General features: G+C 61.9%; 11 protein-coding genes. 2 read left to right on the top strand and 9 right to left on the bottom strand.

From position 1 onward, the window contains the following. The first annotated feature begins 19 nt into the window (after nucleotides 1-19). Nucleotides 20-856: a PhzF family phenazine biosynthesis protein gene (locus tag AC07T0_RS25235; protein WP_495003738.1), complete on the top strand. Its 837-nt coding sequence runs from the start codon at nucleotides 20-22 to the stop codon at nucleotides 854-856. A gap of 25 nt (nucleotides 857-881) precedes the next feature. Continuing rightward, on the top strand, nucleotides 882-1523 hold the full coding sequence (phzG, locus tag AC07T0_RS25240; RefSeq protein ID WP_495003739.1) for a phenazine biosynthesis FMN-dependent oxidase PhzG: 642 nt from the start codon (nucleotides 882-884) through the stop codon (nucleotides 1521-1523). Between the two features lie 60 nt (nucleotides 1524-1583). Here phzG and AC07T0_RS25245 read toward each other — a convergent pair whose 3' ends face one another. The 9 genes from AC07T0_RS25245 to AC07T0_RS25285 all read right to left on the bottom strand — a co-directional run bounded on the left by AC07T0_RS25245 (nucleotide 1584) and on the right by AC07T0_RS25285 (nucleotide 14372). Continuing rightward, complete coding sequence (locus tag AC07T0_RS25245) at nucleotides 1584-2702, bottom strand: ATP-binding protein (RefSeq protein ID WP_495003740.1); 1119 nt, start codon at nucleotides 2700-2702, stop codon at nucleotides 1584-1586. 163 nt (nucleotides 2703-2865) lie between these two features. Further along, nucleotides 2866-4944, bottom strand: a complete 2079-nt coding sequence (locus AC07T0_RS25250) for a multicopper oxidase family protein (protein ID WP_495003741.1) — start codon at nucleotides 4942-4944, stop codon at nucleotides 2866-2868. A 175-nt stretch (nucleotides 4945-5119) separates the two neighbouring features. Beyond that, nucleotides 5120-6022: an alpha/beta hydrolase gene (locus AC07T0_RS25255; protein WP_495003742.1), complete on the bottom strand. Its 903-nt coding sequence runs from the start codon at nucleotides 6020-6022 to the stop codon at nucleotides 5120-5122. A gap of 146 nt (nucleotides 6023-6168) precedes the next feature. Further along, nucleotides 6169-7455 (bottom strand): OprD family porin, encoded by a 1287-nt coding sequence (locus AC07T0_RS25260; protein WP_495003743.1) that lies wholly within the window; start codon nucleotides 7453-7455, stop codon nucleotides 6169-6171. A 305-nt stretch (nucleotides 7456-7760) separates the two neighbouring features. Further along, entirely contained in the window at nucleotides 7761-8453 is a 693-nt protein-coding gene (locus tag AC07T0_RS25265) for a DsbA family protein (RefSeq protein WP_495003744.1), read from the bottom strand. Between the two features lie 191 nt (nucleotides 8454-8644). Beyond that, nucleotides 8645-8845, bottom strand: a complete 201-nt coding sequence (locus tag AC07T0_RS25270) for a hypothetical protein (RefSeq protein WP_495003745.1) — start codon at nucleotides 8843-8845, stop codon at nucleotides 8645-8647. Nucleotides 8846-9092: 247 nt separating this feature from the next. Then, complete coding sequence (aguA, locus tag AC07T0_RS25275; RefSeq protein ID WP_495003746.1) at nucleotides 9093-10199, bottom strand: agmatine deiminase; 1107 nt, start codon at nucleotides 10197-10199, stop codon at nucleotides 9093-9095. A 5-nt stretch (nucleotides 10200-10204) separates the two neighbouring features. Next, entirely contained in the window at nucleotides 10205-11083 is an 879-nt protein-coding gene (gene aguB / locus AC07T0_RS25280) for an N-carbamoylputrescine amidase (RefSeq protein WP_495003747.1), read from the bottom strand. A gap of 376 nt (nucleotides 11084-11459) precedes the next feature. Further along, entirely contained in the window at nucleotides 11460-14372 is a 2913-nt protein-coding gene (locus AC07T0_RS25285; protein WP_495003748.1) for an aminotransferase, read from the bottom strand. Between the last annotated feature and the right edge of the window lie 79 nt (nucleotides 14373-14451).

The following is a 14451-nucleotide window of genomic DNA, read 5'->3' on the forward strand; positions in this document are numbered from 1 at the left end:
GAACACAATGGAGCAAACCATGCACAGGTATGTAGTGATCGACGCTTTCGCCAGCGTCCCGATGGAGGGCAACCCGGTCGCGGTGTTCTTTGACAGCGACGACCTCCCCGCCCAGCGCATGCAACAGATTGCCCGGGAGATGAACCTGTCCGAGGTAACCTTCGTCCTGACCCCACGCCATGGCGGTGATGCGCGCATCCGGATTTTCACCCCGGTCAACGAGCTGCCATTTGCCGGCCATCCGTTGCTGGGCACGGCCATCGCCCTGGGTGCCGAAACCGACAAGGACCGGCTGGCGCTGGAAACCGAGATGGGCACCATCCCCTTCGAGCTGGAACGCCAGAACGGCCGGGTGGTGGCGTGCAGCATGCAACAGCCGATTCCAACCTGGGAGCCGTTCGAACGCATGCCGCAATTGCTCCGGGCCCTGGGGATCGGCGGCTCGACCTTTCCGGTGGAGATCTACCACAACGGTCCCCGACATGTGTTCGTCGGCCTGGAAAGTGTCGCCGCGCTGTCGGCGTTGAACCCCGATCATCGCGCGCTGGGGCACTTCCACGACATGGCCATCAACTGCTTCGCCGGTTCCGGCCGGCGCTGGCGCAGCCGGATGTTCTCGCCGGCCTACGGGGTGGTCGAGGACGCGGCCACCGGCTCGGCGGCGGGGCCCCTGGCGATTCACCTGATCCGTCATGCCCAGGTCGACTACGGCCAGCAGATCGAAATCCTCCAGGGCGTGGAAATCGGTCGGCCGTCGCTGATGTTCGCCAAGGCCGAGGGCCATGGCGAGACGGTCACCGCGGTACAGGTCTCGGGCAATGGCGTGGCCTTCGCCCAGGGCACGGCTTTCATATGAACACCCAGGTCATCGGAGCACCCCAATGAGCGCACATCTGCTGTCGGAATCCCTTACAGGCACCATCGAGGCCCCGTTTCCGGAGTTCGCAACACCACCCGCGAGTCCCTTTATCGTGCTGAACAACTGGCTGGAGCGCGCCCGACGCTATGGCGTACGCGAGCCCAAGGCCCTGGCACTGGCAACGGCGGACGCTCGGGGACGGCCTTCGACCCGGATCGTGGTGATCAGCGAAGTGTCGGACGCCGGGCTGGTGTTCAGCACCCATGCCGGCAGCCAGAAAGGTCGCGAGCTGGTCGAGAACCCCTGGGCATCCGGGGTGCTGTACTGGCGCGAGAGCAGCCAGCAGATCGTGCTCAACGGCCGGGCCGAACGGCTCAGCGATGCCCGGGCCGACGCCGCCTGGCGAGCACGTCCCCACGTGACCCACCCGATGTCGGCGGTGTCGCGCCAGAGCGAAGACCTGACCGATGTCGAAGCCCTGCGCGCCAGGGCCAAGGCGCTGTCAGGTACCCAAGCGCCCTTGCCGCGTCCCGACGGTTACTGCTTGTTCGAGCTGCGGTTGGAGTCGCTGGAGTTCTGGGGCAATGGCCAGGACCGGCTGCACGAACGGCTGCGCTACGACCGCACGCCCGAGGGCTGGTCCGTGCGGCGTTTGCAGCCCTAGAAAGCGGAGGAAAAGAGGGGGGCTTGGATGATACGGACAGGCGAACGAGCCATCCCCCAATCACCCCTCCTCCCCACCTCGATAAACCCCACGCAAAAAACTCTCCAGCGCCTGCTCTTCAACTGACCATTGCCCATGCCCAAGATTGGCAATCAGATCACGCTTGCGCATCCGCTCCAACCCGGCCTGGACTTGCTGTGTAGTCGGCACCAGCCCGCTCGGCAGTTCATCGGCGAGTGACCGCCGATATTCATCGGCGTACAGCGACTCCCCGGTAACAATGCCCCTGAGCAACAATTGATCCAGTGGCGGCAAGTCTTGCAGCAATGTCGTGAACTGGCCTTCGTCCACCATCCCCGCCCAGACAATCTTGTCGGCCTCCTTGACGGGAATTCCCTGGGTCAGGCTCGTGGTAAACAGCGTGCGCAGATAATGCGGCGTCATGCCCCGGGCGACGTACAGGCGATAGGCTTGTTCCACTTCCCAGGTCTTGCCCGTGGTTTCCCAGTAAAGCCGGCCGAAATGCTCCGAGAACTCTCGTCCCAGATCAGGGAAATTCAGCTGTGAGCCAAACTGATAGAACGGCGCTTTGCTACGCCGAAACATATTCGTCAGACCGTCCTGGGAGGAGCCGGTGAAGACCGCGAAAACGCGCCCTTGGCTAGTCGTCAGCAGGGAGCGGAGTGTGGCGGTGAAGTTCTCGAAGGCCGGGCGGGTGGCCAGATGCTGCACCCCGTCAACGATCAACAACGCCTTGCCCTTGCCCGCGATGTTGAAGCGTTCGAATAGCTCATGGATGGAAGGAATCCAGGCCTCCGCCAGCTCGGCTTCCGCAGAAGCAGAGTCCATTCCCAAACCGACCTTCATGCTCTTGAGCGAACGCTTTGGTCTGGCCCACCAGGTTTCAATCCGGGTTAGTAGGCTCGTTTCATGCAGCGCTTTGGCGAGTGCCGCACAGATCACCCGCTCAGGATCGTCCTTGTTGGACCAGAGATCCGCATAGGCCACTACAAAGCCTTGCGCTTCAGCCATGGGCACAAGATCGCGCAACAGAAATTGCGTTTTGCCCTTACGACGCGGGGCGAACAGCGTGGTGGCTTGCTGAAGCTGGTTCTCGAAGCCCATCAATACCAGCTGGGCAAGGACTGCGCGAGGGAAATAGAGACGATCAGGCGTCATGGTTATGCCGAATTATGTGAAAAAACATAATTATGATTATTTGCATAATTCCACATATTGCAAGCCCGGCAATGACACGGCCCTCCTCACGTCGCCGCGAGGAGGGCCGATATCAACCATCACTTCATATCTCAGCCAGCAGAAAAGGCAGACCTCTTTCGCCTCAGTGATGCGCCCCCATCGTTGTCCCCCCCACTCCATCCGGCAGCTCGATGCTGACGTTCTGCATCATGCCCTGGTCCTCGTGATCGAGGATGTGGCAGTGCAGCACGAACTCACCGATATAGCGCTGGTAGCGGGTCCGCACATACAAGGTGTACACGCCGCTGTTATCGGTTTTACCTTTGACGAACAGCGTGTCTTTCCACACCCCTTTCATACCCGCATATTGCGCGTCGTTCTTGTCGGTCTTGTCCACCGCACCAGGCTCACTGAGATCCACGCCATCTGGACCGATGATTTTCTCGACCTGGAACGGGTTGACGTGAATATGGAACGGGTGACTGGCAAACGCCGATTGCAGGACCCAGGTTTCGGCATCCCCCAGCTTCAGATGCCGATCGACCACCCCCGGCTGATAAGGCACGGCATTTTCAGCGGTAGTGCCCACGGCGAACTTGGTGTGGTCCGGATCCTTGAAATCGATCAGGAACACCAGTTTCTGCTCACCCTTGATTTCGCTGTCGGTAATGCTCGGGTGCGGGATGAACTTGTCAAACCGCAGGTCCTTTTTCAGATCCGCCACCACCGTGGCCTTGATGTCCGCCGGCATGTTGCGCTCCGCCGCCGCTACCAGCTCCTGAGTCAGGCGCGCCTTGGTGTCCGCCACTTTCGCCCCAGGCCCCACATCGACAAAGCCCAGCAGTTGAAGACCGCTGGCCTCCTGGCCGACACCCCCCGAGGCCGTGGAAGCTTCATTGGTCACACAGTAGCGCCCGGGCTCGGGAAAGATGATCAACAGGTCGTTGCGATAGCCTGGCTGCAGGGTGATGACCTGACGACTCTGGGCCTGCTCCATGGTCAAACCGTCCGAGGCGATCACCTGGTAGTCGATCGGTTGGCCGGTGCATTTCTCCTTGATGAAGTCGGCGGAAGCCAGGGCCGCGATGCCCTTGTCACTGTCCGTCTTGGCGTTGTCCTTGAGTTTGCGGAACAGCGGCCGGATGGTGTCGCGGATCCCCGCGTGAACCAGGCGCCAGCGTTCAACCTGACCAGGCCGGGCATCCGTGAAGATCGGCTGCACCAAACCGTTGACGCTGGTGTAGCGCCCTGAGTCGGTCCAGCTGGAAGGCTGCAATTGGTCGAACGATTCGACAACCCCCACTTCGCCCGGCTTGCAGGTCCAGTCCAAGGTCATCTTGTCCTTGCCATCCTTGTCCTTGATGATATTGCCGTTCTTATCCCTCGCCGGCTTGTAGCGAAAGTTGCCGGCAGTGTCCTTGCACGCATAGGGAATTTGCTGGAACACCAGCAACCGTTCCTTGAAAGAGCGGCCATCAGCGCCCTTGAGCAGGGTGTCGATATCGCCATTGGCGTCGCGGCTCGGCTTGCGATCGCCATGGATGATCAGCGCCCCGGCCATGCCGCTGGCGACCTGGATCGCGGTGGAGCCATGACGATGCGGGTGATACCAGAAGGTGCCCGCCGGGTGGTCGGCCGGGATGTTGTATTCGTACTGGAAGCTGACCCCGGGGTTGATCGACAGCAGCACGTTGTCGCTATTGCCCGTGGGGCTGACCCACAAGCCGTGGGAATGCAGGTTGGTGCCATTGAAGCAATGCGGTACATCCGGCTTGCTGTCATGGGCGGTGCAGCTGGGATCGGCCGGCAACTGGTTGTTGAGGGTAATACGCACGGTATCGCCCGGCGTGACATCGATGGTCGGCGCAATGAACGGCGCCTTGGGGTCGACGCCGGTACCGACGTAACTGCGTAACAACACCGGCACGTCCTCGTTGGTGGCCGGATCGTGGATATGATTCTTGGTGTACTTGATGGTCAGGTCCAACTGCCGTTCACGCCCGACATGCGGCTGCGGTATCTGGACGGCCGCGTTGGACTTGAGCAACAGCGTGCCCTCCACGACCTTGGCGGTCGGGGCCTGCTGCTCCAGGGCCGGGGGGTTGTTGAACAACCGGGAGGCTTCCACTGCCTGTGCCGTGGTGGCGGCCCCCATCACCGCCAGGGCCAGCAGCCCCAGCGAATACGGATAACGGGACCTGTCCTTGCGCATTCCTGTCATGGTGTTTCTCCTGTGGAGCAACCGTGAACTTCGTGGTTTTGGCACAGGAAAGAGAGGGGAAGCAGGCGCAATGGCATGAGAATCCAACAGCAGCAATCCGTGCAGGCATAAAGCTAGTAGCTTATCCACGGAACGCAATGTTTATTGGGGGTTGCGCGTATTTTGACCCAGTGCCTCAGCGCGCCACGGGCGAGGCAAAACCGTCGAATGCCTGGCGCAAGGCCTTGGCGTATTCGCGGCTGCCGAGGGTCATGCTGTTGATATGGTTACCGCCTTTGATCAGCAGCAATTGTTTGGGCTGCGCGGCCGCTTCATACAGGGCCTTGCTGAAGCGCGACGGAACATAGGGATCGTCGGTACCATGGACGATCAGCAGAGGGATGTCGATCTGGTTGATCTTGTCGATGGAGTCGAATTTTTCCGAGAGAATCCAGCTGACCGGCAGCGAGGTCGGGATCGCCGCCCGCGCCGCATCGCCCAGGTCGGTAAAGGTCGACTCGATGATCAGGCCCGCGGCCTTGGGTGCCGCCTTGCCGCTGGCCAGGCGCTCGGCGAGGTCCACCGCCACCGCACCGCCCAGGGAGTGGCCGTAGATATAGCGTTTGCGCACGTCCGGTTGCAGTTGCACCAGACGCTTCCAGGCATTGTCCGCGTCCTGGTAGACGCTGCGTTCGGAAGGCAGGCTGCCGGGGCTATCGCCAAAGCCGCGATAGTCGATGGCCAGCACCGAGAAACCCAGGTCGCGCAGCTGCGTGATCCGTCCGACCTGCGCCGTCAGGTTCCAGCGGGTGCCGTGCAGGTACAGGATGGCCGGCGCATTCGCCCGGCTCGACGGCCACCACCAGGCATGCAGGTAGTCGGCACCGGCCAGTCCATCGCTGATCGGAATCCGCAGCTCCTTGACCCCCGCCGGTACACCGTTGAACCAGCTCGCGGTGCCTGGCTGGATATTGAACAGCAATTCGCGCTCTTTATAAGCCAGTCGCGAACAGCCATAGGGCAGTCCGACGGCGAGAAACACCGCCAGCAATCCCAGGGACAACCAGCGGCGACGGGCGATAAAGGTTCTGACGGTCATGGCGCCCGGGTCTCGCATTCAAGGGAAGCATTGGCTCACAAAGCCCACAGATTACTCGCAAGCGCGCGCACAAACAAAAACGCCCCGAACCAGTCGGGGCGTTGTTGTTCAACCTGGGATCAGATTGCTACAGCCTTGTCGCTCGATCAGAACACGCTGATCGGGTAGTCGACATACACGCGTACTTCGTTACCGCTGACGTTGTACTCGCTGGATTTCTCCGATACCCGCAGGATCGAGCTACGCAGCTTCACGCTCAGGTCTTTCGCCGGTCCGCTCTGGACCACGTATTTGACCTGGTTGAAGAACTCGCGCTCGGTACCGCCGGTGCTGGTGGAGGTGGTGATGTTGTCGCCACGCACGTAGGCCACGTTGTAGGTCAGACCTGGAACGCCGAAGGCGCCAAAGTCCAGGCCGTAGCCCAGCTGCCAGGAACGCTCGTCGGCAGCGTTGAAGTCCGACCAGTAGGAGTTCGCCAGGTTGATGGTGTTGCCACCGTCGCCCACACGCCCCTGATCCTTCTGGTAGCCGCCGTACGGGTAGCCCAGCAGGCTGGAGCCAGTGCTGCTCTGGTGAGCGAGGGTGAAGGAGTGAGCGCCCAGGGCGTAGGTAGCGGCCAGGCTCCAGATGCGGTTGTCGCGACCTTGAGCACCTTGGTCTGCTGCGTAGCCACGGTCCAGCTGGGTACGGTAGCCGTTGAAGTCCAGGGCCAGGGACTGGTCCGAGGCGATCGGGAACACGTAGTTCAGGTTCAGGTACTGCTTCTTCAGCACCTCGTCGACGTCGGAGGCATATAGCGACGCTTTGAACTGCTGGGTGAACTGGTAAGTACCGCCCAGGATGTCGATGCCTTTCAGGCCACCGCTGTCACGACCGTCGGCGCTCTTGCGCGATTCGGCGGTGAAGTGACCGGCGTTCAGCTCCAGCCCCTTGATCTCCTTGGAGGTGATCAGGGTACCGGTGTAGCTTTCCGGCAGCAGGCGCGAGTTGTCGTAGTTCAGCAGCGGCAGGGCCGGCATCTGGTCACCGTAGGTCAGCACGGTGTTGGACAGGCGGAATTTCACCGCAGCGCCGCCCTTGGCCAGGTCCTTGGCCGGATCGCCGTTGTTGTCCTTCTTGAAGAAGTCGATGCCTTGCGCGCCGGTTTCGCCGCGGCCGCCGTCCAGACGCAGTGCGTACAGGCCGAAAGCGTCAACACCGACACCGACAGTGCCCTGGGTGAAACCGGAGCTGAAGGTGCCGATAGCCGCTTGGCCCCACTCGATCTTGTCCGGGTTACCGCTTTTGTAATCGCGGTTGATGTAGGCGTTACGCAGCAGGACGTTCAGGTGGCTGTCGTCAACGAAACCCTTGGAGTCCGATTGGTCACTGGCCATGGCCTGGGTAGCGCCGAGAATGCCCAATGCGAGCAGGCCGATCCGTTTGTTCAACATGTTTTTTTCCTTATCGCTGGATGAAACGCCCTGCGGCTTCGAACTGAAACGTTGTGGGTCGGTTTTCACGCAAAACAAAAAGGCCCGCCTGCAATGGATGCAGCGGGCCTTTTATTATTTTAGGTGTATGGCGTATAGCCACAGGCGTGGAGAGAATCCTATCCGCGACACCACTAGTGTGTCAATTTCGTGAAACCTCAATGAATATAAGAAATTACCCGGTCAACCTCGAAAAATGACATATCCAAAACCGACAGAAAATGTGTCGCAAGGCGATATGGGGTGTCCCCATTGCTCAGCTCTTTTCAGGGAGAGCAACCGTCCAGGACACAGGACGGCCCCGTGGCGGCGGCGGTAGCGGGGGTCACCGATTGACCGAGCCAGGCGGCGAACGCTTCCGGTTTGCCCAGGTAAGGACCGATATCGATCAGGCTGAAACGACCATCCAGCTCCAGCGCCAGGGTCGGAAAACCCTGCCCGCCAACCCGGGACAACAAGCCGCGGCTGTATTTGAAGTGTTCTGCCGCCACCGCGTCGCTGTTGCGCTCAAAGGCAGCCTTGAAGGCTTCAGCGTCGAAGCCCAGCTCAGCGGCCAGCGCCAGCAGCACCTCGACATCGACCAGTCGCCGCCCCTCCACATAGTGGGCCGTCTGCAGGCGCCACAGCATCTCCAGCCCGCGCCCTTGCAACTGTTCGGCGGCGAGGACCGCACGGGTGGGCGGCGTGGAGTCGAAGATCGCCGACGAGTCCCGTAACAAGCCCTCGAAATAGGCTTGGCCAAACGGCTGGCCGGTGTACTCGGCAATCCGCCGGTCATGGGGCATGACATAGTCACGCAGGCTCGAGGAGACGAACTGGCGGTTATTCCCCGCCATCATGCCGCCGCCGTGCAGGACCACCGGCAAGACTCGGCGGGCGGCCTGGACCAGCGGCTCGGCACCGTAGCACCAGCCGCACAGCGGATCGTAGATGTAGTGAAGGACACTCGAGGCAGCCATGGAGATCTCCCGAAGGTATCAATGAATCGGATACCTTCAGACTAGTCGTCCGCGGCCCGGCGAAAAACACCGGATCGGCACCTGGTTTGTTGCGCAAACCGGTCGAATTGGCAAATCCGGCATCCAAGCCCCATAAAAAAACGCCGCTGCCCGGATCGCTCCGGCCAACGGCGTTTTTGTGCAACGTCCTTTTAACCCTGTAGAACCCCGAGCAAGGCCTCCAATTCAGCTTCACTGAACAAGCCTGCGGGGTAACGGTCGGTAATCATCCGACGAGGATCCTGAGCACGAGTGGCGCGCGTTCCATTGCTTTTCAACCATTGGGCCAGGACTTGAAGCGACTCGCTCGTCACCGACAGGGGGTGCGAAACCCGCTCACTGGCTACGTTCATCTCAGCGCTCTCCTGGTTCATGAGCGGCTAACTTACTCAAGGTTTATGACAGAACGTCGCACTGTAGAAGACGCTCCGTCATATAAACAAAGCCGATACAAGAGCTATGCCAAAGTGCCAGTTCAGCGGGCGAAAAACCTAAAAAAACCCACAGTCCAAAAGGGCTGCGGGTTTGCTAGGGGGGTTGCTTAGCAGTGATTCAAAAGTGCCATCATTTGTAGCATTGCATCTTTTGTTACAACTTCACTCAACCTTTGTGTGGGGCAGGCTGTTGTTGTGTAAGGCAATGAATATTGCCGCCACCCAGTAACAACTCACGCCCTGGCACCATCACCACTTCGTGTTGTGGGAAAAGGTTCTGCAGGATTTCCTGGGCCACGCGGTCCTGCGGGTCATCGAAACTTGGCGCGATGATGCCGCCGTTGACGATCAGGAAGTTCACGTAGGAGCCGGCCAACCGCACCGATGGATTACGCTCCTGGCTACCCGCCACCGCGTCGACCCCGGCACACTCCTCTTCAGTGGCATACAACGGCCCTGGAATCGGCATTTTGTGCACTACAAAGGGGCGACCCTTGGCATCACGGCTGCTTTCCAGCACGCTCATGGCTGCCTGGCAGCGTGGGTAGTTGGGGTTCTGTGGATCATCGGTCCAGGCCAACAGGACCTCACCCGGCCGCACGTAGCAGCAGAAGTTATCCACATGGCCGTCGGTTTCGTCGTTGAACAGGCCGTCCGGCAGCCAGATCACCTTGTCCACCGCCAAGTGCTCGGCGAGCACCTGTTCGATGGCTTCACGGCTCAGGTGCGGGTTGCGGTTGCGATTGAGCAGGCATTCCTCGGTGGTAATCAGCGTGCCTTCACCGTCGACATGGATCGAGCCGCCTTCGAGCACGAAGCCCTCGGTCTGGTAACGCGGGCAGCGCTCGATTTCGAGGATCTTGCCGGCGACCTGTTCGTCACGGTTCCACGGCGCATAGAGACCACCGTCGAAACCGCCCCAGGCATTGAAGCCCCAATTGACGCCGCGCACTTCGCCCTGGTCGTTGATGACAAAGGTCGGGCCGCTGTCGCGGACCCAGGCGTCGTCACTGGACATTTCCACCAAGCGGATATTCGGCACGTCGAGGCGCGCCCGGGCGTTTTCGTACTGCGCGGCGGACACCGCCACGGTTACCGGTTCGAAACGCGCAATAGCCCGGGCCACGGCGGCATGGGCCGCCTGCGCCGGCTTACCGCCCAGGCGCCAGTTGTCCGGGCGCTCGGGCCAGATCATCCAGGCCTGGGTTTGTGGCGCCCATTCGGCGGGCATATGGAAGCCGTCGGCGCGCGGTGTGCTGTGCAAAGTGGTCATGGCGATCAGGACTCCAGGGATCCGTCGAGGGTTTTCAGTGCGCCATACAGGTTCGGCCGGCGGTCGCGGAACGAGCCCCAGGCACTGCGTGTGTGTTCCAGCTCGTCGAGGTCGAAGCTGTGGACCAGGATGCCTTCCTCGGTTTCGTTGAGTTCTTCGACTTTCTCGCCGAATGGGTTGGCGATAAACGACGAGCCGTAGAAGGTGATGTCGTAGCCGTCCTGCTCTTCGTTGCCGATGCGGTTGCTGGCGACCAGCGGCATCAGGTTGGCGCCGGCATGGCCTTGCTGCACGCGCTGCCAGTGGTCGCGGGAAGAGATGCTCTTGTCATGCGGCTCGCTGCCGATGGCGGTCGGGTAGAACAGGATCTCCGCGCCTTGCAGGGCCATGCTGCGGGCACACTCGGGAAACCACTGGTCCCAGCAGATGCCCACGCCGATCTTCGCGTAGCGGGTGTTCCATACTTTGAAGCCGGTATCGCCCGGATTGAAGTAGTACTTCTCGTGGTAGCCCGGGCCGTCCGGGATGTGGCTTTTCCGATAAATTCCGAGGTTGCTGCCGTCGGCGTCGATGATCGCGATGCTGTTGAAACGCGCACGGCCGGCCAGTTCGAAGAAGCTGATGGGCAGCACCACTTGCAGTTCCCTGGCGACTTTCTGGAAGTGCTTGATGGCGATGTTGTCTTCCACCGGGGTGGCCAGTTGCAGGTAGTCCGGGTTCGGCTTCTGGCAAAAGTACGGGGTTTCGAACAGTTCCTGGATCAGGATGATCTGCGCGCCCTTGGCGGCGGCTTCGCGCACCAGCTTCTCGGCGGTTTCAATATTGGCTTCGAGATCCCAGGAACAGGCCATCTGGGTGGCGGCGACGGTAACGATACGACTCATGGATCATCTCCTGGGCGAATGCAATGGGGCGATTCTAGGCATCGACCGATGACAGATTGAGAATAGCCTGGCGTGGTGGGCCTAGCCGGGGTGATGGCGACTTTATAGCCGATAAAAATCGGCTTTTAAAGAGAAAAAATTAAAAATAGATGTGATGTATGTTTGTTTTGCCGATAAGAATCGATATTTACGGTGGCCGGCCTATCGCTATCGCCGGCAAGCCGGCTCCTACAGTGGACGGTGTCGAACACAAAGTTTGCGTACGACACACATCCAGTGTGGGAGCTGGCTTGCCGGCGATGGCGCCGGCACAAGCCCCACAAAATTCAAGGCTTCCATCGCTGGCTTGCGTTGGGCAGCGTTCCGGCGATGCGGGTTACAAACCTTCGTCCAGCACCTTGGACAGCATGTCGACAAAGAAATCCACGCTACGCCGGCTGGTGCACATCGGCGGCTTGATCTTGAGGATGTTGAGGTAGTCACCGGTCGGTTGCATGAAAATCCCCAGCTCGCGCAGGCGATCACACAACAGCGCGGTCTCCTCGGTCGCCGGCTCCAGGGTTTCGCGGTTGCGGATCAGTTCAGCGCCGAGGTAGAAACCGGAGCCGTGCACCGCCCCCAGCAGCGGATGGCGATCGATCAGCGCTTCCAGGCGCTCCTTGAAATAGCCGCCCACCACCTGGGCGTTTTCCCAGAGTTTTTCCTCGGCCATCACGTCGAGCACGGCGATCCCGATACGGCAACTGACCGGGCTGCCGCCGGACGACGAGAAGAAATAGCCCTCGGCCTCCAGCGCCTCGGCGATCTCCCGGCGGGTGATCACCGCGCCCAGCGGCTGGCCGTTGCCCATGCCCTTGGCCATGGTGATGATATCCGGCACCACGCCCTGCTCCTCGAAACCCCAGAAAAACTTGCCCATGCGCCCGTAGCCGACCTGGACCTCATCGGCGATACACACGCCGCCCTGGGCCCGGACCAGCGCATAGACCTGCGGCAAATAGCCCGGCGGCAACGAGATACCGCCGGCGTTGCCATACACCGGCTCGCAGATAAAGCCCGCCAGTTGGCGATTGTCTGCCGCCAGCTTGGCCAGGTTGTGTTCCACGCTGCGCACGTAGTCCGGCGCGCTGGCGCTGCCACGGAACGCTCCGCGATAGGTGTTGGGCGCGGTCACCGGGTGTACCCAGTCCGGGCGGCTGCTCAGGGCTTTGGGGTTGTCGGCGATGGAGGTGGACACCGCATCGGCCGCCACCGACCAGCCGTGGTAAGCCTCCAGCACGCTGAGCATGTCGCGCCCGCCGCTGTAGGCCCAGGCCAGGCGGATCGCCAGGTCGTTGGCTTCGGTGCCGCTGTTGACCAGGAACACCCGGTCCATGGCGTCCGGCGCCAGGGCCAGCAAGCGCTCGGAGAACTCGGCCACGGCGGCGTAGTGAAAGCGCGAGTTGGTATTGAGCAGCGACCACTGTCGCGCCGCCTCCGCCGCCATGCGTGGATGCCCGTGGCCCAGCACCGCGACATTGTTGAGCATGTCCAGGTAAGAGCGACCCTGCATGTCGATCAGATGGTTGCGCCAGCCACGCTCGATACGCGGCGGGTCGACGTAATAGTGCTTTTGCGTGCGGGCGAAGCTGGCATCACGACGGGCCAGCAGCGCTGCCGAATCCAACTCGGGTTCGGCATCGCAGGCCAGTCCCAGCAAGGTCGCCGGGGATGGACACAGCGCCTGCCAGGCGGCGGCCCGCGACGGGGTGCAGAACAGCGGCGGGGTGAGATCGGCGTGGCGGCACAGTTGCACCCGCAAGGCGCCGTCGGCCTCACCCAACACCTGCCCCTTGACCACGGCGGCACCGGACGCGAGGGACGCCTTCACTCCCCACAGCCGCACACTCAGTTGCGCACTGGCCAACAGTAAGGCGCCGTCGGCCGTGACCCGCAAGACCCCGGCAAACGGCGACTCCACGGTGGTCCAGGCCGGGACCTGCAAGGCCACGTGCAAGGGAAAGGTGTCGGGCTCGCCAGCGCTGTCGGGCCGGGTACGCGACAAGCGATATTGCCCGTAGCGGCTGGCCGCCAGACCATGGGCCGCGGCCGCCTCGGCCAGCAAGCGTTCGTCGATGCCACTTTGTTCCCAGTTGCCCGCCTCGAAATGCGGGCTGAGCACGCCCAGGTCGATCAACGCGAACTCGCGGCCCACCAGCCCGGGCAGCAAGGGCGCGAAACCTTCGCCGGCAATCGGCGCCAAGGCTTCGCCGACGGCCGTGAGGATCGCCGCCTCCATCAGCTCGAACGGTACCGAGGTGGCCACCTGGAAAATTTCCCACTCGTGGGCCAGATTGTCGCGGCTGTAGGTATTGCCCGGGTCGATGCCGACCTGCTGTTCACCGCTGAGCACCAGCACCGCCGCCCGCGCCACGATCAGCGGCCACAGCGCCAGCAGCTCCTCACGTTGCAACGGGTTGACCGCGTGGTAGGCCTGGACCGCTGGCAGTATCACCCACGGGTCGCCTTCGGCATGGTGCAGCAGCGCCGCACAGGTCACCGACAGGTCGGCGATGCGCCAGGTCCGGACCAGGTCGCCGAAGTCGATCACGCCCTGCAACTGCCAGTGACGTTGGCCATCACGCCGCCAGACCACGTTGTCGTCGGTGATATCCAGGTGAATGGCCTGCACCGGCAAGGCCGCCACCAGAGGTTGCAGGCGCTGCCCGGCCCGCGCGGCAGCGTCGCGAACCCGCACTTGCCGATCCGCGTCCTTGAGCACCGGCAACAGATGCTCGATCAGCGCCGCGGCATGCCGGGGATCCCACTGCAGGGTGCGCGTCAGGCCCGGGTGCTGGAAGTCGGCCAGGGCCAGGTCCATTTCCGCGCAGAGTTGCCCCAGGCCCACCACCAGTTCACGCCCCAGATGCTTGAGAGCGGTCAGCGACTGGCCTTCGATGTACTCCAGCAACCGCACGTGCACGGGCATGCCGTCCAGCACCAGGGACAGCAGGTCCGCGCCGTTGCGCGCGGCAATCACCCGAGGCACTCGCAGGCCGGCGCGCCCGCTCAGGTGCGCCAGGCCGGCATGCTGGGCCTGCAATTCCAGCGTGGCGTAGTCGCCATGGCAGATTTTCAGGACAAAGCGGCCTTTGTCGCTGTCGACGCGGTAATTGAGGTCCTGCTGGCTCCCCAAGGCCTGTAGCGTTCCAGAGCGGCCGTAGTGCTCTTCAAGCAGGTTCAGCGCCTGCTGCGCCGAGACATTCGGGCTGGGCAAACTGGCGCGGTGAATCAACGTGGCGAGCAACATGTAACGACTCCCTGAAATTTTTATTGGCGGCCTATATCGCCACTGGCGCCTTCAAGACGCAAGTGCGGCGCTAAAGTTC

This window comes from Pseudomonas sp. GW821-FHT04D07 (assembly GCF_059420225.1).

Bases quoted from the DNA above. Each gene is read 5' to 3' on its own strand.
- AC07T0_RS25235 (WP_495003738.1), top strand. From the start codon at position 20: ATGCACAGGTATGTAGTGATCGACGCTTTCGCCAGCGTCCCGATGGAG.
- phzG (WP_495003739.1), top strand. From the start codon at position 882: ATGAGCGCACATCTGCTGTCGGAATCCCTTACAGGCACCATCGAGGCC.
- AC07T0_RS25245 (WP_495003740.1), bottom strand. From the start codon at position 2,702: ATGACGCCTGATCGTCTCTATTTCCCTCGCGCAGTCCTTGCCCAGCTG.
- AC07T0_RS25250 (WP_495003741.1), bottom strand. From the start codon at position 4,944: ATGACAGGAATGCGCAAGGACAGGTCCCGTTATCCGTATTCGCTGGGG.
- AC07T0_RS25255 (WP_495003742.1), bottom strand. From the start codon at position 6,022: ATGACCGTCAGAACCTTTATCGCCCGTCGCCGCTGGTTGTCCCTGGGA.
- AC07T0_RS25260 (WP_495003743.1), bottom strand. From the start codon at position 7,455: ATGTTGAACAAACGGATCGGCCTGCTCGCATTGGGCATTCTCGGCGCT.
- AC07T0_RS25265 (WP_495003744.1), bottom strand. From the start codon at position 8,453: ATGGCTGCCTCGAGTGTCCTTCACTACATCTACGATCCGCTGTGCGGC.
- AC07T0_RS25270 (WP_495003745.1), bottom strand. From the start codon at position 8,845: ATGAACGTAGCCAGTGAGCGGGTTTCGCACCCCCTGTCGGTGACGAGC.
- aguA (WP_495003746.1), bottom strand. From the start codon at position 10,199: ATGACCACTTTGCACAGCACACCGCGCGCCGACGGCTTCCATATGCCC.
- aguB (WP_495003747.1), bottom strand. From the start codon at position 11,083: ATGAGTCGTATCGTTACCGTCGCCGCCACCCAGATGGCCTGTTCCTGG.
- AC07T0_RS25285 (WP_495003748.1), bottom strand. From the start codon at position 14,372: ATGTTGCTCGCCACGTTGATTCACCGCGCCAGTTTGCCCAGCCCGAAT.